Genomic DNA, 20,438 nt, shown 5'->3' on the forward strand with positions numbered 1-20,438 from the left:
TCCGCCTGTCCGTCACCGCCGTCCCTCCCGATCCTCGGCGCCGTCGCCGCATCCGAGTCCCCTCATCCCTCGACGCGCAGCGGGACCTTCACGTCGCCTCCTGCCTCCTCGGTGATCCGCTCCCCCATCTGCACGAAGGTCGGGGCCGCGATGAAGCCCCCGGCGAACAGGGCCTGCCCCTGCACGAAGTCCGCCGACCTGCGGATGGCGTCCTCAGAGGCGAAGCCGAAGACCTCGGCCAGCTCGGCGAGGTCCCGCGGTGCGTTGACGCGCATCAGCGCGAGGTTGTCGCACTGCGAGAGCACATTGGGGTGGATCTTCGTCGGTCGCTGCGTGGAGAGCAGCAACCAGAGCCCGAACTTGCGTCCCTCGGCGGCGATCTGCACGAGTTGCTCGGTGAGAGCGCGCTCGACTGCCGTCTCCGGGTTCGGCGAGCACAGGTTGTGAGCCTCATCGATGACGATCAGGACGGGTCGACGCTCCTCCCGATGCGCCCAGAGGTGCTCGAGCACGGCGAGGGCGGCGACTTTCGGCTCCGCGGGGTGTTCGAATCCGCCGAGATCGAGCACGGTCGCCCGCGGGCGCTCTTCGATCACGTCGACGACCGATCCTGCACCGCGCGACCACAGTGCCCACTCCAGCACCTGCAGGTTCTCCATCCGGTTCGCGAGCCGCACCCGTGCGGGGTCTCCCGATGCGCGCAGCCCCGGGAGCATGTTCCGTCCGTCGAAGGTACGAGCGTCTCGCTCCTCGTGCAGAAGGGCGTTGTACTCCTCCGCATCCGCGATCGGGTCCATCTGCAGAACGGCCGCTTTCGACGCCGGGGCGAGATCGACGTAGCGCACGTGCAGACGCTCGCCCTCGCCGGCACCGGAGCGGAAGACGCGGATGTCGAGTTCCGCCATCCGGTCCGCATCCACCACGCCTGCAGAAGCACGCGTCTCCGGCAGGCGTGTGAAGTCGCCGTTCGGGTCGAGGATGAGCATCGGCAGCTCGGTGTGCAGCAGGAGCTGCTCGAGCACGACACCGAGCGCATAGGTCTTGCCGCTGCCGCTCTGCCCGACCCAGAAGGTGTGCCGGTTGAAGCGTCGGGCATCGAGATCGACCGACGCGTCGGGGTCCTCGAGCGCCGCTCCGATGGTGAGGTTCGTCATCACTCCGATAGGCCTTTCACTGTCGTCATCGTTCTGCCCGGCCGAGGCGCCTCCTCCTCCGAGGCCGGTGGACGACATCATCCTCGGTCGCGCTCGTGCGCACCAGTGCGAACATGCGACGCCGCGGATTCCCGCAGGGCGGCCGCACGCCCGGAAACCGACCGGTTTCTCGCATTTCGACCATGATCGGCGCGCCCGCGCTCCACTACAGTGACAACGTGGGCGCGGAGTGGAGACGACGGGTGCTCGTCGTCGAGGATCAGGGCGCCCTGCGCATGCTGGTGTGCGACCTGCTCGAGCGCCACGGCTTCCAGACCGCCGCAGCCTCCGATGCCGCAGAGGCGACACGGCTGTTCACCGAATTCGACCCGGACGCGCTACTGACCGACATCGACCTGGGCTCCCGCCCGTCCGGAGCCGACCTGGCCGCCATGCTGGTCGAGCTCGCACCGCACATCGCGGTCGTCTTCCTCAGCAGCTACCCGCGCGCCGCCGCGGGGGCCACGGCGATGGGCATCGAGCACGCCGTGTTCGTCGCGAAGCAGGACCTCGACTCACCAGAGACTCTCCTCTCCGCGTTGGAGCGCGCCCTGTCGACGCATCCGACGCCGGCACCTCCCGAAGCCGACTCGGTCGACGCCCTCGGCGCCCTCACTCGGCATCAGCTGGAGATCCTCGCGATGATCGCCCGCGGATGGTCGAATGAGCGCATCGCCGTCGAGACCGGCGGCACGGTGCGTGCGGTCGAACGGTCCATCAGCCGACTGTTCGCGCGGCTCGAGGTGACACGCGATCCCACCGTGAACGCGCGCGTGGCGGCGGCGGGGCTGTATCTCGCCGCATTCGGTCCCGCTCGATGAGGAATCTCCTCCGCGCCGCCGGTCGCGCGGTCGGCAGCGGCCGCTTCCTCACCCCCTGGTCGATCGCCGCCTCGCTCCCGCTCTCGTTGACCGTCATGGCCCCGACAGGAGACGGCGTCGATCCGCTGAACGCGCTCGCGGCGACGGGCGCGACCTGGCTCTGCTTCGGCGCCGCACTCGCCGTCGTCGCCGTGCTGGAACGGTGGAGCCGCACGAGGCGGGCGCGCACCGCCATCGTGATCGCCGGGATCATCGTCTGCGCGGCACTGCGTCCTGTTGTGCAGGACGGCTGGCTCCACCTCAGCGGCCTTCCCACCCCGCCGACAGATCAGCTGCCGTTCCGCATCGCGACGAACATCGTCGTCTGGGCGGTCGTGCTGAGCATCCTCGCCGTGCTCGAATCCTCGCTCCGATCGCTGCGTCGAGCGAACGCCCTGCTGCGATCCGTCGCCCAGGAGCTCGCTCGGGCGAAAGACGAAGCGCAGGTGTTCGCCACCGACGCCGGCCACCTCGTCGACCGGGCGCGAGCGACTCTCGATGCGGCGATCGTCGATCTGGAACCGACATCCGCAGGCGTCCGCCGTCTCGGCGGCGAGCAGATCCGCGAATGGAGCCACCGCCTCGCCGAGCTCTCCGCGGCGAAGGGTACGGCAGGCCCGCGCAGCGCCGACGACGCTCTCTCCGACGACGGTGTCCCCCTCGCCCGACCCGCACGGCGACGCCTCCCGTTCCGTGGGCCGCCACCGGGCACGGTCACCCTCGTCTACGCGGCGTGCCTGTTACCCTACGCGGCACGGACGCAGACACCGCTCGACCTGCTCATCGGGATCGCCGCGCTCGCCGCGGGGGGCGTGCTGGCCGATCTGCTGCCCCGTCACCGCACGATCACCCGAATCCCCCACGGAGCCTCCTGGCTCTTCGCGCTCCTCTCCCTCGCCGTCGGCGTCGCGCTCGCGGCCCTCGCGGTCGCGCAAGGGGTGACACCGCTCCTGGCTGCCGTGTCCGCGATCGCGTACGTCGGTTTCGCGCTCGCCGCCGCGTCGTGCGCCGGCGTCCTGCACAGCCTCCGCCGTGAGCAGCACCGACTCTCCAGCGCTGTCTCCGCCGCCCAGGACCTCGCCCGTGCCGGTACACGCCCCACTCGCGAAGGCCTCCGCGCCGCTGCCGATCTTCTGCACGCCGAGGCCCAGGGAGCCTGCTTCGTGTTCGCGCTCGCTCACCCGACACCCACCCTGGACGAGGTGCAGCTCCTGCAGGACGACCTCGCCGCGGTGGTGGGACGCCTGCCCGATGCCTTCACCGCGGCACCCGGTCCCTCAGCCCACGTCTCTCTGACCGCGCTGTTCGACACCTGGGCGCACGTCATCGACCTTCGCCTCGACATCGACGAGGCGGCCCGCTCGGCGCTGCAGCATGCGCCGTGGGTGGCGAGAGACTGCTACGACGTCATCGCCGAGGGGCTCCTGAACTCCGCCAAACACGCGAGCGAGCGACGGGCGGCGGTGTCCCTCCACCGCGTCACGACCGGCGCCGGGCCCCGGCTTCGTGTTCGCGTCTCCTCGGCCGGTGCGGCAGCTCCCGGGGCACGACTTCGAGCCTCTTCCCGGATGCAGGAACTCGGCGCCCGCCTCATCCGCATCCCCGACGGAGTCACCCTCGAGGCCTCCTTCGCCCTCTCCTCCGTTCCGGCTGTCGTGTCAGCCGAACATCGCGTTCAGACGCGCACCCCGCAGCCGTAACGTCGTCTTCGCCCCGCTCCGCAGGGCACACGAAGACGAACGGATGCGAAGTGAACCAGCTGCACGATCTCCTCCCACTGGCGGTGGGCATGCTCATCTCGCCGCTGCCCATCGTGGCCATCGTGGCGATCATCCTCGCTCCGCGCGGACGCACGGCGGCACCCGCCTATGCGTCGGTGTTCATCGGCGTCTCCCTCGTGTTCATCGTCGTCGGTGCCCTCACCTCCGCCGGCTCCTCCTCGGCCTCCCCGTCCGGTACCGCGAAGACCGTGTCGTTCATCCTCGCGATCGTGCTCACGCTCGGTTTCGCGGCCCTCGCCATCGCGAGCTGGCTCTCGCGTCCGCGCCACGGGCAAGCGCCGAAGGCCCCGGCCTGGCTCGCGGCTCTCGACTCCGTCACCCCGGCCAAGGCAGCGGCTCTGGGCCTGATCATGGCGGTCACCAACACGAAGAACATCCCGCTCGCGCTGAAGGGCGGTGCCCTGATCGGTGAAGCGCATCTCCCGCTGCTCGCGGCAGGAGGGCTGTGCCTCGCACTGGTCGTCGTCGGTTCGCTGCCGCTCATCGTCGCGGCCAGCGTCGCGACCAGCGGTTCAGCAGCCGCCACGAAGGCACTCGAACGGGTGAAGACCGAGATGATCGCCCACAACGCGATCATCATGACGGTGCTGTTCGCGATCCTCGCCGCGAACGAAGCCGCCCAGGTCATCCGTCATCTGATCTGAACCCCGACCATGTCAGGAGCAGCGCACATGTCAGACGAGTCCCTCCCCCTCGACGACACGCAGGTGGTCACGGCTCCGGCCGGAGCCTTCCGCGGCACGGCAACCGGCGCCGTGCGCTCGTGGCGCGGAATCCGCTACGCTCAAGCGCCCGTCGGCCGGCTGCGCTGGCGTGATCCCGTCGCTGCGCCGGCTGCCGCGGGCGAGGTCGATGCCACCGCGTACGGCAACGTGTGCCCGCAGAAGCCCAACCCCGCAGTGCCCCTGGGCGATGATGCGGTGATGGACGAGGACTGCCTCGTGCTGAACGTATGGGCGCCGTCGGAGCCACGCGAGACCCCGCTGCCGGTGATGGTGTGGCTGCACGGAGGTGCCTACACCTTCGGATCGTCGAGCCAGCCGCTGTTCGATGCGACCTCGTTCGTGACGCGCGGCGAAGTCGTGGTCGTGACGGTCAACTACCGACTCGGCGCTTTCGGTTTTCTGGATCTCGCCGGGCTCCTGCCCGAAGGGGGTTTCGATCGCAACCTGGCCGTGAAGGACGCGCTGCTCGCGTTGCGCTGGGTGCAGGCGAACATCTCCGCGTTCGGGGGCGACGCAGGCAGGGTCACGGTGTTCGGGGAGTCCGCGGGAGGGGGGCTCGTGACGACGCTGCTGGCGACGCCTTCTGCTGAAGGCCTGTTCACGCGCGCGATCGCGCAGTCCTCCCCCGCCTCGAGCATGTACGGCACCGAGCGAGCACGTGACGTCGCCGCCCGGTTCGTGCATGAGTTGGGCATCGATTCGACGGATGCTGCGGCAGTCGCGGGGGCACTGCGCGCGGCATCCGTCGATGACATCGTGGCGGCGAGCATGAGCGTGTACGCGGCCGTGCCGGACGAGGCCCCGGGAACCCTCGCCTTCGCGCCCGTCATCGACGGCGAGCTGATTCCGGAGACGCCGGTCACGGTCCTGCGCGAGGGACGCGGGATCCGGGTTCCTCTCCTGATCGGGACGAACAAGGACGAGGCGTCGCTGTTCAAGTTCATGAAGTCACCTCTCATCCCGATCACCGACGATCGCATCAGGCAGATGTTCACCGACATGGCCGAGGACAATCCGACGATCACCCTCCCCGCCGTCGCCCAGGTGCAGACGGCGTATGAGAACGTGCGGCAGCGCGCCGTCGGTCTCGGCATCGCCCGCGACATCGGCTTCCGCATGCCCACTCTGTGGATCGCGGAAGGACACAGCACGGTCGCCGATGTGTGGCTGTACCGGTTCGATCACGCCGCACCTTTCCTGCGGTTGCTCGGCCTCGGGGCGACGCACGCGACCGAGCTGCCGTACCTATGGGGCAACCTCTCGAGCGGACCGAAGGATCCGACGTTCCGGTTGGGCGGTCGACGAGCAGCCGAGGAGATCTCGGTGCGGATGCAGGAGCGCTGGACGGCCTTCGCTCACGGACGCAGCCCTGATTCCCCGACGGCGAAGGACGCGCCTGCGTGGGCCCCCTATTCCCCAGGCGAAACGGACAGCAGCCGACAGACTCTCGTGATCGAGCGGCAGGACACCCTCGTCGCCGACCTCGATGCACCTTTGCGAGCAGCCTGGGGCGACGAGGTGCTCGACTTCCGCTGAGCGCGCTCAGGACACGAGCCGTGGCAGCAGTCCTCTTTCTTTCTTCACCGCGCGTCAGTATGGTGACCGCATAGCCGTTGAGTCATCGCGGCCAACGGGCCTGCGGAGTCCCCCAACTTAGCGGGCCCGGGCGGTCCCTCTAGGTCTCCCCAGGGCCAGAGAGGGACCGCCGCCGCCTCGTTCTCGCACATCGGTCCGGAGCGACTGAAATGCGGCTCACAGCAGCGCGACGACGGCCCCGCGCCGGTCTTGCCGGCACGAGAATCACCCCTTGCCGCGCCACAGTCGATCGATATACTGGCGCAAAACGGGTGCGAGATCATCTCTCGCCCGCGCCAGGGGGATCGGCGGCGGAGCTGAGGTTCCGCCCCGGCCAGGGGAGGAAAAATGAACAACGATCGTCGCGCCCTCGCTGCGCACACCGGCGAGTCTCCAGGAAAGCGCCGAGCGGCCGTCATCGCTGTGCTCGCGATGATCTTCGCGATGCTGACCACGATCAACGTCATCGGGTCCCCGCAGGCCGCTCAGGCCGCGGCGGTATGCACGCCAGGGAACATCTACGCCAACACCGGTGGCGCCGTCAACGAGCTCAACAAGTACTCGACGACCGGTGACCTCGTGTCGAGCGTCCCGCTTGCGCGCTCCTACACAGACATCGCGTTCCTGGGCGATGGTGTCACGCTTTATGGCATCGCTCCGGGAACCCCGACGGTCCTGTACACGATCAATCCCGACACCGGAGCCGAGATCGCATCGGTTCCCGTCACCGGCTTGCCCGCCACTGCCTACTTCGCGAATGCCTTGAGTGCACTGCCGGACGGGTCTCTTCTCGTCGGTGCCGCACCGAATGGGGAAACCGGCCGCATGATCTTCGAGATCAACCCGACGACGGGTGTCGCCACACCGTTCCAGGCCATGTTCCCGACGGGCTTCGGTTCAGCCGGCGACTTCCTCTCCCTCGCGGATGGAGACATCCTCGCTGTCGGTTCCACTGGGTCCGGAGGTTCGCTGTTCCGCATCGCCCCCGACTTCTCGGTGACTGAAGTCGGCACCGTGCCACAGTCGTTCGGTGCCGCCCAGAGCGGCGGCAACATCTACCTCGCCGGCTCCAACGGTGACGTGTATGAGATCGCCTCCGTACCCGTCGTGCCCTCCACCTCGCCTGTGCCGCTCACCACGATCGCGGCGACGGGACTGCCGTTCTTCGGTGCGACCTCACCCCAGGACAGCGGATTGTGCTCGGAGCTCACCCTGGTGAAGTCGGTCGACCCGGCGGATGCAGCAACCTATGAGGTCGGCCAGGAGCTGACGTACTCGTTCGTCGTGACCAACACGGGAAACACCACGCTCACGAACATCTCGGTCACGGAAGGCGCGTTCACGGGTTCGGGCCAGCTGGGACCGATCACCCCGGCATCCGTCCCCTCGCTGGCGCCGGGAGCGGTGACGACGTTCACCGCGACCTACACGCTGACTCAGGCGGATGTCGACCGCGGAACCACCAGCAACACCGCGACCGCGACCGGTGTCCCGCCCACGGGCCCCCCGATCGAGTCCCCGCCCTCCACGGTCGAGGTCCCCTCGATCCCCGCGCCGGGACTGTCCCTGGTGAAGTCTGCTGACCGCAACAGCGTCTCGGCCGCCGGTCAGACACTGACGTATTCCTTCTTGGTGACGAACACGGGCAACAGAACCCTCACCGACGTCACCGTCGAAGAAGGCGCGTTCACCGGTTCCGGCGCCCTCGGGGCGATCACCCCGGCGTCCGTCGCCACTCTCGCACCGGGAGCATCCACGACGTTCACCGCGACCTACACGCTGACCCAGGCCGACATCGACCGCGGAACCACCAGCAACACCGCGACCGCGACCGGTGTCCCGCCCACGGGCCCCCCGATCGAGTCCCCGCCCTCCACGGTCGAGATCCCCTCGATCCCCGCCCCCGGACTCTCCCTCGTGAAGTCCGTGACCCCGTCGGATGAGGCGTCCTACGAAGTCGGTCAGGAACTGACCTACTCGTTCCTGGTCACCAACACCGGAAACACCACCCTCACCGACGTCACCGTCGAAGAAGGCGCGTTCACCGGTTCCGGCACCCTCGGGGCGATCACCCCGGCGTCCGTCGCCACTCTCGCACCGGGAGCATCCACGACGTTCACCGCGACCTACACGCTGACCCAGGCCGACATCGACCGCGGAACCACGAGCAACACCGCGACCGCGACCGGCGTCCCGCCCACGGGCCCCCCGATCGAGTCCCCGCCCTCCACGGTCGAGATCCCCTCGATCCCCGCCCCCGGACTCTCCCTCGTGAAGTCCGTGACCCCGTCGGATGAGGCGTCCTACGAAGTCGGTCAGGAACTGACCTACTCGTTCCTGGTCACCAACACCGGAAACACCACCCTCACCGACGTCACCGTCGAAGAAGGCGCGTTCACCGGTTCCGGCACCCTCGGGGCGATCACCCCGGCGTCCGTCGCCACTCTCGCACCGGGAGCATCCACGACGTTCACCGCGACCTACACGCTGACCCAGGCCGACATCGACCGCGGAACCACGAGCAACACCGCGACCGCGACCGGCGTCCCGCCCACGGGCCCCCCGATCGAGTCCCCGCCCTCCACGGTCGAGATCCCCTCGATCCCCGCCCCCGGACTCTCCCTCGTGAAGTCCGTCGACCGCCCCAGCGTGTCCACTGTCGGTCAGACCATCACCTATTCGTTCTTGGTGACCAACACCGGCAACACGACGCTCACCGGCGTCACGGTCAAGGAAGGCGCGTTCACCGGTTCCGGTCAGCTGGGACCGATCACGCCGGCGTCCGTAGCCACTCTGGCCCCGGGAGCGTCGACCACGTTCACCGCGACCTACGTCGTCACGCGCGCTGATCTGCAGTCCGGAAGCCTGTCGAACACGGCGACGGCCACCGGCGTCCCGCCCACGGGCCCGCCGATCGAATCGCCGCCCTCCACGGTCAAGGTTCCCGCGGCTCCTCCGTTCCCCGGGCTGGCGACCACGGGATCGGAGCCCCTGTGGGCTGCGCTTCTTGCAGCCGCCTTCCTCCTCGTGCTCGGAGGAGCGCTCAAGGTGAGGTCGGGATCGAGATTCTCCCGATCGTGAGTGAGGGCAGGATCCTCTAGCAGAAGGGAGGGAGTGGGAGTCGATCCCACTCCCTCCCTTCTTTGCTGTTCATGAGAGGTCGCAGCTGCGAATCGGCATCGTCTGCTGCCGCTCCCCCGCACCCCCAGCGACCGACGACCTCTGGGCTGTCGGAAGAGGCGTGCACAACGCATCGACAAGCCCGCTCCGCCCATGGCGTCGGGCAGATGATCCAGCGCTCAGGCGAAGTCGAGCTCACCGCGCACGATCGAATCACCGGAGTGCGCCGGATCACCGTCGACCGGCTCGAACGAGATGTCGACGACGCGGTACTCGTCGAGGTCGACGCCGTCCGGCACGAGGAATGTCCCTGACGCGTTCTCGAGCACACCGAGACTGATCAGGGCCTCACCGTCGGCACGGATCAACCACACCTCGCGGTAGTCGCCGTCGAGTCCCTCGTCTCCTTCGAGAGTCACGGTGAGGGTGCGTCGTCCGTCGCCGTCGTCGTCGACTTCGGCTTGCCCTGTCGCCTGCGGGTGGTCGGGGAAGGCTGCGAGCTCGGCGGACGCGATCACCGCAGACGACGGCGTGAGCGTGCGCGTGATCCAGATGCCGGCGCCGATCGCGGCGACGAGTGCCATCGAAGCCGCGAGCACCCAGATGGTCGACCGCGAGCGACGCGTGCGTCCGGCACGCGGAGGTGTCGGCGCAGCGACACGCATCGGGTGCTCATGCGCCTCGGAGACTTCGGGTGCGCCCGAAGACGCCGGATCCGAAGCCAGCGCTGGACTCAGACGGAGCTCCTCGTGAATCCTCGACCACACATCCGTGGAGGGACTCTCCAGCTCCCCCTCTACGACGCTGGATCGAGCCACGAGTGCCACGCGCGACATCTCGGCCACCTCAGCGGCACAGGCATCGCATTCGGTCAGGTGCTGCGTGTCTGCGTCGGAGTCGACCGGTTCACCCATCGCGATCAGAGCGATCGTCTCGTCATCAAGATGCGACATGGTTCACCTCCAATCGATCACGCATTCGGGCAAGACTTCGGCGGATGTGACTCTTCACCGTGCCGAGCGGCATCCCCATTCTCCGGGAGATCTCGTCATGCGTGAGGTCATCGTAGAAGGCCAATCGCATCACGGCCTGAGCGTCCGGTGCGAGCTGCTGCAGCTCGCTCGAGAGCAGAAGCGTCTCCGAGAGATCGATGGCATCCGAGACGAGTGCGTCCGGCGGGGTGAGGCGTTCCATCTCGGCCTGCAGCTGCTGCACCTTGGCCCTCGCTTCGAAGGTGTCGGCGATGCGCCGTCGGGCGATCGTGATCAACCAGGTCGAGAGGCGCGCCTTCGACGAGTCATAACCCGCGCGCGAGTTCCACGCCGAGACGAAAGTGCGCTGCGTCACGTCCTCCGCATCGCCTCGATCGCCGAGCGATCGCAGCGCGAGCGTGAAGACGACCGGAGACCATCGCCGGTACAGCTCAGCGAGGGCTTGTTCATCGCCCGCGACGAAGCGTCGATCGAGCGCCGCTTCGGCTTCGGTGGTCTCATCCACCCGGAGTCTCCTCTCCATGGTGATCACCCCGACTCACTGCGGGACGGCCACGGCCACCACGTTATCGCGGTAATGGCCGGTGGTGCTGTCGAAAGGGCCACCGCAGGTGACGATCACCAGGGCGGACGATCCACCTCGGGCGAAGAGTTCATCGGAGGGCAACGCGGACTTCTCGTAGTAGGTCAGCGACTGGATCACGAAGTCGCGAGTCGTCCCGTCCGCCGCGGTGACGCTGACGGTCTCGCCTGCGGGCACGTCCCGCAGGCGAGCGAGCGGTCCGATCGGATAGTCGATCGCGTCGACGTGCGCTGCGATCAGGATCCGGCCACTCGTGCTCGTGGCATCCGCCCCGTACCGGTACCACCCGGCCACGGCCGGGTCGACGGGAAGCTCCATCTGTCCCGACTCCTCCACCCCGACATCCGTCACCGGCATGTCGACGTCGAGAGATGGGATGGCAAGACGCGTGGGGGCGACGGGTGCGACCGGGGCGGGGAGGGAGCCCGGTCGCACCTCCACGTCTCGCGTGGGTGTGGGAGGGACGGGGGTCGGAGTCGTGGGGGTCGGCTCCGACGACGGAGGGGAGCCATCACCCGCCCCTCCCGGTGTGCATGCCACGAGGCACGCCGCGGCGACCACTGCACCCAACGCCGCGATGGCGCGGTGCCGACCGGGGATCCGCGACGTGCCTGCGGGCATCAGCGCACCGACTGGCGCCGACGCACGACCAGGCCTGCGCCCACCGCGGCCGCGATGGCCATCGCGATGACGCCGACCGAGAGGATCGTCGTCACCGACGCGTCCTGCTGTGCGAGATAGCCGGCGGTACCCGAGGGCACACCGTCGGGGTTCGTGTGCAGCCCGCCGATCGTCTGCGCCGCGATGGCGAGGTTTCCGTCTTCGGCGCTGCCCCAGGCATAGAGGATCGTGTTGACGCCCTCCTGGATGGCGACGTCGGTCGGGCCGATGACAGGGTCGGTCGTTCCGGCCAGAGCCACGGCCGCCGACACCGTTCCCGCGGCGAGGTCGAGCTTCGCCTCATTGGGATTGGCGAGGTTCTGGATGACGGGCGATCCGCCCGCCAGGATGTCGACAGCGGGTGCCGCCGCCGTGTGACGGACAGTGAGCCGGCCCTGACCCGGTGCCGTCTGAGAGATGTCGTTCGTGAACAGGTTGAGGCCTGGATCTCCCGCCGCCGTCAGGTGTGCGACGGCCGTGTAGTTCGCGCCGCCCTCGAGGGTGAGAGTGGCCGGACCGAGGATCGGGGCGCTCGCGTCGGCGGCATCAGGAGCGGTGAGAGCGACCTCGTAGTCACCGGCAGGCAATGCGAGCGGGCCTGCCAGGTCTCCCGGGGCGAAGTTGTCGAGGGTCAGCTCGCCGTTCACATACACGTCGACCGGCGTGTCAGGGATCGCGTGGAGCACGGAGAGCTGAGCCTCCTGGGCCGTAGCGGCGCCGGCCGGCAATGCCAGGCCGAGAGCGGTGATCATTCCGACGGCGAGGCCGGCGGCGACTGTCTTGCGCATCTGTTCCTCCTGAACGCGGACCGCCCTGCGCGGCCCTTCATAGGAGTTGTTCTCCGAGAAGTCGGAGTTTGGATGCACCTGGATCGGGATTATTTCGAATCAGGGGTCTGCTCGGGCGGGAGATGCGCGCGCCCCGCCCTCGTCGGGGTCAGAAATGCCAGATGAGCGGCACGTAGAGCACGGCGACGGCGATGAACAGGAGCGCGAGCGGGAGTCCGAGCTTCCAGTAGTCCCCGAATCGGTAACCGCCGGGCTCGAAGACCATGAGATTCGCGGGTGTGGCGATCGGCGTGAGGAAAGATGCGGCGCCGGCAACCGTGAGCGCCATCATGAACGGCTGCACGGACAGGTCAAGCGCTGACGCCAAGGACACCGCGATGGGGGCGACGATGAGCACAGTGGCCGTGTTGCTGATCATCTGACCGAGGACCACGGTGAGGACGACGAGTGCGAACAGTGCGACCTGCGGGCCCGCATCCCCGATGAGGGTGAGCAGCCAGCGCGCGACGAGATCTGCGGTTCCGGTCTCGATGAAGGCGGTCGACAGCGGAATCATCCCCGCGATCAGGACGACGGTGGTCCATGAGATGGAGTGATACGCCTGTGGGACGCTCACCGTGCGGCTGAGCACGAGCGCGGATGCCGCGAGGAGTGCTGCGACCGCCGGCGGGACGATACCTGTCGCGAGAAGCAGGACCATCAGAGCGAGGATGACGATCGCGCGCTTGGCTCCTCTGCCCAGAGGTATCGCTCTGCGCAACTGCGCGGGCGCATCGACGACCAGCACATCGGAGCTCGCGGTCTGCTTCGTGAGGTCGTCCCACGTGCCGCGAAGCAGGAGCACGTCTCCCATCGCGACGCTGAATTCTCCGCTTTTCAGCTGGTCCTCGCCGCGCCGGGCGGCGAGGAGGACCAGGTCCCCGCTGGGGGTCGCCATGCCCGGGCTGAGCTTCTGCCCGATCAGGGGCGACCGCGGCGGAACGAGCACTTCGGTGATCCCGTTCGCAGGGCCAAGGATCGCAGACGTCTCGATGGTCAGAGCGTATTGCTGCCGGAGGATCCGTGCGTGACGGACCAGGTCCGTCGGCATCAGAGCGCCGTTCCTCTCCGGCAGGAGCTTCTTCCCGAAGAGCACGAGGATGATGACGACCCCGAGGAGGAGCGGTATGCCGACCAGCGCGAACTCGAAAAAGCCGAAGGCTCGTCCGCCGTTCTCCGCCGCGATCTCCGACACGATGATGTTCACCGGTGTCCCCGTGAGCAGGAGCAGCGAGCCCGCATGAGCGGCGAACGCGAGGGGCAGGAGCAACTGCGAGGTCGCGATGCGCGCACGGGATGCCACCACCACGACGAGCGGCAGGAGCGCCGCGACCGCGCCGTTCACGCTGATGAGCGCCGTGACGCCGGCCACGAGGAGGCTGATCACGACGAGCAGGACGGTGCGCCGTGTTCCGGCTCGGGCGATGACCTGCTGGCCGGCCCACGCCGTCACCCCTGTCGCGTCGAGCGACTCACTCACCACGAACAGCGCAGCGATGAACAGCACTGTCGGGTCACCGAACCCCGACAACGCCTGCGGCAGAGTCAAAACTCCCGTGAAGTAAAGAGACAGCGACACCCCGATGGCGACGATTCCCAGAGGCACACGATTGCTGACGAACGCGACGATCGCGAACGCCAGGATCATCAAGGTCGCGACGATGGGATCCATGGTCAGTGTCAGGGTCAGGGTCTGGCTCAGGAGGGGATGCTGAATCGTTTGGCGGCTTCCAGGATCAGCCGTGCCCCGAATCCCGTCGCACCCGACGAACGCCACGAGTCATCCTTCTCGGATTGCATCGTTCCGGCGATATCGAGGTGCGCCCACGGTGTCTCTCCGACGAAGTGGGCGAGAAAGAGGGCGGCGGTGGTGGCTCCGGCGAACGGTCCGCCGAGGTTGGAGATGTCGGCGATATCCGAATCCAGCTGCCTGCGATACTTCGTCTCCAGAGGGAGCTCCCACAGGGGTTCATCGGTTGCGGCTGCCGCGTCGAGGGCGAGTCGCGCCATCCACCTCTCGTTCGCGAAGACCGGGGCGGTCGCACCGCCGAGCGCCACGAGGGCGGCACCGGTGAGCGTGGCGATATCGATGATGGCGTCGACCTCGTCTTCGTTCGCGAGGACGAGGGCGTCCATCATCACCAGGCGCCCTTCCGCGTCCGTGTTCTTCACCTCCACCGTCGTGCCGCCGCGGGCGGTGAGGACGTCACCGAGTTTGTAGGAGGTTCCCGAGGGCATGTTGTCGGTCGCCATCAGCCACCCGGTGACCTGTGCGCCTACACCGGCATCCCGGAGGCCTGTGAAGGCACCGAGCACCGCCGCCGCCCCACCCATGTCCATCTTCATCAGCAGATGCATCGGGTCGGAGGGCTTCAGGCTGATTCCTCCGGAGTCGTACATGATGCCTTTTCCGACCAGGCCCAAGTGGCCGGTAGCGCGTCCTTCGGGCCGGTACTGCAGCTTGATCATGCGGGGCTCCTCGGCAGACCCCTGGTTGACTCCCAGGAGACCACCACAGCCGAGTCCGATGAGATCTGCCTTGTCGAACAGCTCGACGCTGAAGCCGAACTCCTCCCCGAGCGCGACGGCAATGTCGCCGAGGTTCGTCGCCGTGAGGTGGCCGGGAGGGGTGTTCGCGAGGTCGCGAGCAACGATCGTGGCACGCACCGCGATCGTTGCGGCGGACGCTGCACGCTGGATCGCTTCCTTGACCCCTCCGTCGATCGTTACGTCGAACGAGTGCAGCGGGACGTGCGTTGACGTGGTCTTCAACGCCGTGTACTTGTAGCGGCCGAGTACCGCGCCTTCGAAGAGCGCCCGCGCAGCCGTTTCGGCGTCGACTTCTGTGGCGCCGAGCTCGAGGACGAGGTCACCGTGCGTGGAAGCGGCTCGAACGAACGCCGCCGCGATGTCACGGAGATTCGTTTCCGTCTGCTCCTCCGATGCGCCCGCACCGACGGCGATGAGCGCGGGCCCCTCGGCGGTTGGGATGGTGAGCGTCTGACCGACCTTCGACTCGAACCCGGCGCGCGCGAGCGCGTCTCGGTCCAGGCCGAGAGCCGCCGGGACATCGCCGTCGACGGTGATGACGTACCCGACAGCATCAGCAGCGCCATGGTCGCTGCTGCTACCGAGTGCGACCTCGGCGAGAGCGTCGAGACCTGGAAGAGGGGGGAACGTCTCAGGGATCAGCGCGTTCGCGTTCGGGCTCATGCCAGTTTCTCCTCAGCAGCAGGGTTGAGAGGGACGCTCTCGTCGATGTTGTCGGGATCATCCGGCTCGAGCTGGTCGGGAAGCTCGCCGCGGATACGTCCAGGCATCCGGGTGGCCGGAACAATGGCCAACAGCGCAAGTCCCGCAAGTCCCAGGAGGGAGATCTTCAGCGACAGCAGTCGTGCGTCTTCGTTGATCGAGATAGCCGCCGTCGTCTCCTCCTCGCTGGCACTGGTGCCCGCGAGGACTTCCTCGAGCTGGGAGTTGGTCAGGAAGTCAGCGTCGTTGATGTTCACTTCGCTGATGAGTTGGTCGGAGATCTCGGGATGCTGCTCGGCGGACATCTGCAATGTGGATGCGAGGATTCCGACCGCGAACGCGCTGGCCACGGCGATACCCACCGACCCGCTCAGGTTGTGAACGAGACCACGCCACGCTCCGACATCGCCGGCGAGCTGCTTCGGCGCAGCGGAGAGGAGCGTGTTGAAGACGAGCGCGACGATGGACCCTTGGCCGATGCCGAGGAGAACCAGGCCGACGACGATGAAGAACTGACCCCATTCACCTCGCACGGTGAATGCGATGAGGGTGAGCGCGGCCGCGACGACAACGAACCCGATGGATCCGATGACACGCGGCGGGGCGATCTTGTACAGGTATGCGACGAACGTCGAAGCGAGGAAGATGGAGATCGTGTAGGGGATGATGGAGAAAGACGTCTGAATTCCGCTGAGGCCCTGCACGACCTGCATGTAGAGCGGGATGAGGAAGTTCGCGGCCGTGCCGACGAACAGCATCGTCGCCATACACGCGGTGATGGCAAGCTCGCTTCCGGACGCGAGAACGCGCAGGTCGAAGATGCGGGATTTTTGCTCTCGTTGGCGCTTCGAGACCCAGAGGAAGAAGAGCTGGCCGCCGATGAGGCCGATGATGATGAGCAGCGGTGCTGGGGAAACACCGAGGATGTCGAACGGCGCCTGCGGAGTTGCGAACCACACGCCCCAGGCGTTCAAGCCGGAGAAGCCGAAGCTGAGAAGAATGATCGATACGGCAGCGAGAATCGCGCCGGTCCAGTCGATGGCGAGGTGTGGCTGAGCGGGCACCTTCTTGAGCCGGAAGCTGAGAAGCAGATTGATGGCTCCGAGCGCGACCATGAGTCCGAACGACCACCGCCATCCGATGGTCTCCGCGAACCACCCGGCGAGCAGGAGGGCCATGACGCCCGCGAGAGGGATCGCCGCCGCAAGGAACCCGATGGCTTTCGCCTGCTTGTCGCCGTCGTAGTTCGTGGCGATGAACACGGTCAGCGCAGGAGCGATGAGTGCGATGACGGCGCCGGAGGACGCCTGGGCGATGAAAAGCATGGCCGGGCTCAGGCTGAGCGCGACTCCTGCCATAGCTGTGGCGTGCACCGCGACGGCGATCTGGAACACCTTGCGCGTTCCGAAGCGGGCGCCGATCTTCGCTCCGAGGAGGATGAACGCGGCCATCGCGAAGGTGCCTGCAGTGATGGCTGTGCCGACAGACGTCGCCGGAGTGTTCAGATCCGTAGTGATGCCCGCCATAGAGACGGTAAGTGCATTCACGGCGAACGACGCCTGCACCTGGGTGAGGACCACCACGATAAGGGGCAACCAGGAGGCGTTTCTCGACGCTACGTTCGTCGGGGCGACTGTCGACATGGAGTTCTCATCCGGTTGGGGCCAGTGGGCGATCTGTTGAGAGGGATGAGAGGACCCACCGTGCATGTCGCCGGTGGGTCCTCGTGGCTATGAGGTCAGGGCCTTCGCCTTCAGGCCCTCGTACTCCGCCTGGCTGATGGCACCGGCATCTAGCAGGTTCTTCGCCTTCGCGATCTCGTCGGCCGGGCTCGGCGCAGCTCCCTGACCTGCCAGGCCCTTGACGTACTCGGCCTGCGCATCTCGAAGCGCCTGCGCCTGCGCCTGGCTCCGCTCGCCCATGCTGCGACCGCGCGCGATGAGGTAGATCAGCGCAGTGATGAGCGGGAAGAACAACAGGGCGACGACCCAAATGGCCTTCAGCCAGCCGTTGAGCTTATGGTCGCGGAACAGGTCGCCGATGATGGCGAACAGCACGAAGAGATAACTGACAAAGATGAAGATGGTGAGGAACCACCAGATCAGATCCCAGAAGGACCCCCAGAATCCTTGATACTCATACATGATGGGGGTTGCTGTTTCAAAGAATCTCACGGCAGCGCCTTTCAAAGAGTGACGAGGACAGCTCAATCTACCGCCACGCACCCTCTTTCTGAACAACGTTTCGGTGTACTTTGAATCCCATCTGGGGAGCCGTTCGACACCCCCGCTCGGCAAACCTCTCGTCCCGGAATTCCGCGGGTCTCGTCGCTCTTCCTCTGTTCCCGCTTCCTCAGACAGGCACGTAATGATGGCGCGTTTCAATCTGCTCTCCGCCGGCCCCTTTCGATTCGGGTTCGTGGCGACCCTGGGCGTGCTACTCGCCCTGCTGCTCGGTGCGGCTGTCGCCTCGCTGAGCACGGCCCTCACCTTGATCTTCGTGGCGTTCTTCATCTGCCTCGGCCTCTACCCGACGGTCCGGCGGTTGGAGACATGGAAGCTGTCCCGTGCAGGCGCGGTGCTCGTCGTCATCGCAGCGTTCTCAGTCGTCGTAGCGCTTCTGCTTTTCCTCGTCGTACCGATAGTCGTCGAGCAGTCCGCTCAGCTGCTCCGCTACCTCCCGCAGGCGTTCGATGATCTGGAAGGCCAGGCATGGTTCATCGATCTGAACAGCACGTTCGGCGGTATCCTCACTCCTGCTGTCGCGTGGATCATCGACACGGTCGAGAACCCGACAACATGGGTTGTCGTCGGCGGCGGCGCGCTCCGGTTCGGCGCCGGCGTCCTCAACGGGCTCTTCGGCGCGATGTTCGTCATCGCGTTGACCATCTACTTCGTCGCGGGTCTCGAGCCGATGAAAGCGAGCCTCTACAGTCTCGTTCCCGCCTCCCGCCGGGTCCGCGTCATGGAGCTGGGCGAGACGATCATGGACTCCGTAGGCAAGTACCTCGGCGGGATGGTCACACTCGCCGCGATGAACTCCATCTTCACGCTGATCCTGCTCACCGTTGCCGGCGTCCCTTTCGCGCCTGTTCTCGCAGCGCTCGCATTCCCGATCACACTGATCCCTCTCGTCGGCAGTGTCATCAATCTCATCGTCGTCACGTTCGTGTCCCTTTTCGCCGGTCCTCAGACGGCGCTGTTCGTCGGGCTGGTGATGCTTGTCTACGTACAGCTGGAGGCGTACATCCTCACCCCCCGCATCGTCGGAAAGGCCATCAGCATTCCCGGATCGCTCGTCCTGATCGGTGCGATGGTCGGCGGCACGCTGCTGGGCCTCCTCGGCGCGCTCATCGCCTGTCCTACGACGGCATCGATCCTTCTGATCATCAAGAAGGTCGTCGTCCCCCGTCAGAACCTCGCATGACCGGGATCGAGTTCGGCGCGCTTGCCCTGATCGCCGCGCACGTGGTCCTCGGTTTCATCGCAACCGTTCTCGTCTCGGCGAACCGGCGACCTTCTGCCGCCATCGCCTGGGTGCTGACCATCATCTTCATCCCGTTCCTCGGAGCCATCGCCTTCCTCCTCGTCGGGCGGAGTCGTCTTCCCGCACACCGGCGAACACAGCAACGCATGATGAATACGATGCTGCTCACCCAGACCTCCCCCGCGGCACTACCCCCGGACCCGTCTTCGGAGCCGGAGTGGATCGCCTCCATCACCAAGATGAATGAAGCCCTCGGTGCACTGCCCAACGTCGGAGGGAACACCGCCGAGCTCATAGAGGGGTATACCGAGTCGTTCGACGCGATGATCCGAGCCATAGACGTCGCGCAACACCGCGTGCACGTCGAGTTCTACATCGCCGTGCTCGACGACATGACTCGCCCCTTCTTCGACGCCCTCGCGCGAGCATCGGCTCGCGGTGTCGAGGTAAGAGTCCTCTCCGACCATCTGTCCGGTTTCCTCTACCCGCACCGGACTTCAACGCAGGCGTTCCTGCGCGACGCCGGAGTCTCGTGGCACGCCATGCTGCCTCTGCGACCGCTACGAGGCCAATGGCAGCGACCCGACCTTCGCAACCACCGCAAGATCGTCGTCGTCGACGGCGCGGTCGCCTTCACAGGGTCGCAGAATCTGATCGACGAGACGTATTTGAAAGCAAAGAACATCGCCCGGGGGTTGCACTGGGTGGAGTTGATGGTTCGAATCTCGGGGCCTGGTGCCCGCGAACTCGATGCCGTGTTCATCACCGATTGGGCCGCGGAGAGCGGAGAAGTGCTCCCCTTCCTCGATATCGACAGCACAGCGCCCGGGAACATCGCCGTCCAGACGGTGCCGAGCGGTCCGAGCTTCGACAACGACAACAACCTGAAGCTGTTCGCCGCGCTCATCCACAAGGCGGAGCGCCGAATCAGTATCACCAGCCCCTACTTCGTCCCGGACGAGTCCATTCAGCTCGCTCTGCTGACGGCGGCGGCACGCGATGTGTCCGTCGAGCTGTTCGTCTCGGAGATCGGCGACCAGAAGCTCGTGCATCACGCGCAACGCTCGTACTATCAGGCGCTACTCAAAGCCGGCGTGCGGATCTACCTGTACCAGCCACCTGCAGTGCTGCATTCCAAGCACTTCTCGGTCGACGACGACGTCGTGGTCCTCGGCTCAAGCAACATGGACATCCGATCCTTCAGCCTCAACGCCGAAGTCTCCCTCCTCCTCCATTCTCGAGAGTTCGCCAAACGGGTACACGGTGTCGAAGATCGCTACCGTGCGTCGAGCCGGGAGCTGACGCTGGTCGAGTGGGAACAGCGTCCCTGGGGCGAAAAGACCTGGGACAACCTTGCCCGGCTGACCTCATCCTTGCAATGAGA

The 20,438-nt window shown here is 66.7% G+C and carries 16 protein-coding genes; 7 read left to right on the forward strand and 9 right to left on the reverse strand.

Annotated features, from left to right (window positions below):
• Positions 1–62 precede the first annotated feature (62 nt).
• Positions 63–1,154, reverse strand: coding sequence for an ATP-binding protein (locus tag F6W70_RS10560; RefSeq protein WP_055867232.1), 1,092 nt, complete (start codon positions 1,152–1,154; stop codon positions 63–65).
• 218 nt (positions 1,155–1,372) lie between these two features.
• Between F6W70_RS10560 and F6W70_RS10565 the strand changes: the two genes are divergently transcribed.
• The 5 genes from F6W70_RS10565 (at position 1,373) to F6W70_RS10585 (ending at position 9,215) form a co-directional block, all read left to right on the forward strand.
• Entirely contained in the window at positions 1,373–2,014 is a 642-nt protein-coding gene (locus F6W70_RS10565) for a response regulator (RefSeq protein WP_031205981.1), read from the forward strand.
• Positions 2,011–3,753 (forward strand): hypothetical protein, encoded by a 1,743-nt coding sequence (locus F6W70_RS10570; protein WP_151486567.1) that lies wholly within the window; start codon positions 2,011–2,013, stop codon positions 3,751–3,753. The genes F6W70_RS10565 and F6W70_RS10570 overlap by 4 nt, the downstream gene beginning before the upstream one ends.
• Before the next feature lie 50 nt (positions 3,754–3,803).
• On the forward strand, positions 3,804–4,478 hold the full coding sequence (locus tag F6W70_RS10575) for a GAP family protein (RefSeq protein WP_151486568.1): 675 nt from the start codon (positions 3,804–3,806) through the stop codon (positions 4,476–4,478).
• A gap of 27 nt (positions 4,479–4,505) precedes the next feature.
• Positions 4,506–6,095 carry a carboxylesterase/lipase family protein gene (locus tag F6W70_RS10580; RefSeq protein WP_151486569.1) on the forward strand — a complete coding sequence of 530 codons (1,590 nt, stop codon included), beginning with the start codon at positions 4,506–4,508 and terminating at the stop codon, positions 6,093–6,095.
• Between the two features lie 387 nt (positions 6,096–6,482).
• The gene (locus tag F6W70_RS10585) at positions 6,483–9,215 is read left to right on the forward strand and encodes a CLIPPER-2 domain-containing protein (protein WP_151486570.1); all 2,733 of its coding nucleotides are present in this window, start codon (positions 6,483–6,485) and stop codon (positions 9,213–9,215) included.
• Positions 9,216–9,433: 218 nt separating this feature from the next.
• Here the strand turns inward: F6W70_RS10585 and F6W70_RS10590 are convergent, their stop codons facing one another.
• The 8 genes from F6W70_RS10590 to F6W70_RS10625 all read right to left on the reverse strand — a co-directional run bounded on the left by F6W70_RS10590 (position 9,434) and on the right by F6W70_RS10625 (position 17,742).
• The gene (locus tag F6W70_RS10590; protein WP_151486571.1) at positions 9,434–10,207 is read right to left on the reverse strand and encodes an anti-sigma factor; all 774 of its coding nucleotides are present in this window, start codon (positions 10,205–10,207) and stop codon (positions 9,434–9,436) included.
• A complete protein-coding gene (locus tag F6W70_RS10595; RefSeq protein ID WP_017830174.1) occupies positions 10,194–10,751 on the reverse strand; it encodes an RNA polymerase sigma factor in 558 nt (185 codons plus the stop codon). The genes F6W70_RS10590 and F6W70_RS10595 overlap by 14 nt, the downstream gene beginning before the upstream one ends.
• Positions 10,752–10,784: 33 nt before the next feature.
• Positions 10,785–11,264: a class F sortase gene (locus tag F6W70_RS10600; protein ID WP_241244652.1), complete on the reverse strand. Its 480-nt coding sequence runs from the start codon at positions 11,262–11,264 to the stop codon at positions 10,785–10,787.
• Between the two features lie 185 nt (positions 11,265–11,449).
• Positions 11,450–12,277 (reverse strand): DUF4397 domain-containing protein, encoded by an 828-nt coding sequence (locus F6W70_RS10605; protein WP_151486572.1) that lies wholly within the window; start codon positions 12,275–12,277, stop codon positions 11,450–11,452.
• A 148-nt stretch (positions 12,278–12,425) separates the two neighbouring features.
• Positions 12,426–13,988, reverse strand: a complete 1,563-nt coding sequence (locus tag F6W70_RS10610; RefSeq protein ID WP_151486573.1) for an SLC13 family permease — start codon at positions 13,986–13,988, stop codon at positions 12,426–12,428.
• Positions 13,989–14,014: 26 nt separating this feature from the next.
• Entirely contained in the window at positions 14,015–15,529 is a 1,515-nt protein-coding gene (locus F6W70_RS10615; protein ID WP_151486574.1) for a leucyl aminopeptidase, read from the reverse strand.
• Complete coding sequence (locus F6W70_RS10620; protein WP_318278860.1) at positions 15,526–17,277, reverse strand: MFS transporter; 1,752 nt, start codon at positions 17,275–17,277, stop codon at positions 15,526–15,528. Before F6W70_RS10620 ends, F6W70_RS10615 begins: the two co-directional genes overlap by 4 nt.
• A gap of 21 nt (positions 17,278–17,298) precedes the next feature.
• Entirely contained in the window at positions 17,299–17,742 is a 444-nt protein-coding gene (locus tag F6W70_RS10625; RefSeq protein WP_318278861.1) for an SHOCT domain-containing protein, read from the reverse strand.
• A gap of 196 nt (positions 17,743–17,938) precedes the next feature.
• Between F6W70_RS10625 and F6W70_RS10630 the strand changes: the two genes are divergently transcribed.
• Both F6W70_RS10630 and cls read left to right on the forward strand, forming a co-directional pair.
• Entirely contained in the window at positions 17,939–18,994 is a 1,056-nt protein-coding gene (locus F6W70_RS10630; RefSeq protein WP_318278862.1) for an AI-2E family transporter, read from the forward strand.
• Positions 18,991–20,436: a cardiolipin synthase gene (gene cls, locus F6W70_RS10635; protein ID WP_151486577.1), complete on the forward strand. Its 1,446-nt coding sequence runs from the start codon at positions 18,991–18,993 to the stop codon at positions 20,434–20,436. The genes F6W70_RS10630 and cls overlap by 4 nt, the downstream gene beginning before the upstream one ends.
• Positions 20,437–20,438: the final 2 nt, after the last annotated feature.

The organism is Microbacterium maritypicum (assembly GCF_008868125.1).
Lineage (GTDB): Bacteria > Actinomycetota > Actinomycetes > Actinomycetales > Microbacteriaceae > Microbacterium > Microbacterium maritypicum.

What these genes read in the sequence shown, in the direction of transcription:
- F6W70_RS10560 (WP_055867232.1), bottom strand. Translation starts at nt 1,154, where the DNA reads ATGACGAACCTCACCATCGGAGCGGCGCTCGAGGACCCCGACGCGTCG.
- F6W70_RS10570 (WP_151486567.1), top strand. Translation starts at nt 2,011, where the DNA reads ATGAGGAATCTCCTCCGCGCCGCCGGTCGCGCGGTCGGCAGCGGCCGC.
- F6W70_RS10580 (WP_151486569.1), top strand. Translation starts at nt 4,506, where the DNA reads ATGTCAGACGAGTCCCTCCCCCTCGACGACACGCAGGTGGTCACGGCT.
- F6W70_RS10585 (WP_151486570.1), top strand. Translation starts at nt 6,483, where the DNA reads ATGAACAACGATCGTCGCGCCCTCGCTGCGCACACCGGCGAGTCTCCA.
- F6W70_RS10590 (WP_151486571.1), bottom strand. Translation starts at nt 10,207, where the DNA reads ATGTCGCATCTTGATGACGAGACGATCGCTCTGATCGCGATGGGTGAA.
- F6W70_RS10605 (WP_151486572.1), bottom strand. Translation starts at nt 12,277, where the DNA reads ATGCGCAAGACAGTCGCCGCCGGCCTCGCCGTCGGAATGATCACCGCT.
- F6W70_RS10610 (WP_151486573.1), bottom strand. Translation starts at nt 13,988, where the DNA reads ATGGATCCCATCGTCGCGACCTTGATGATCCTGGCGTTCGCGATCGTC.
- F6W70_RS10615 (WP_151486574.1), bottom strand. Translation starts at nt 15,529, where the DNA reads ATGAGCCCGAACGCGAACGCGCTGATCCCTGAGACGTTCCCCCCTCTT.
- F6W70_RS10620 (WP_318278860.1), bottom strand. Translation starts at nt 17,277, where the DNA reads ATGCACGGTGGGTCCTCTCATCCCTCTCAACAGATCGCCCACTGGCCC.
- F6W70_RS10630 (WP_318278862.1), top strand. Translation starts at nt 17,939, where the DNA reads ATGGCGCGTTTCAATCTGCTCTCCGCCGGCCCCTTTCGATTCGGGTTC.
- cls (WP_151486577.1), top strand. Translation starts at nt 18,991, where the DNA reads ATGACCGGGATCGAGTTCGGCGCGCTTGCCCTGATCGCCGCGCACGTG.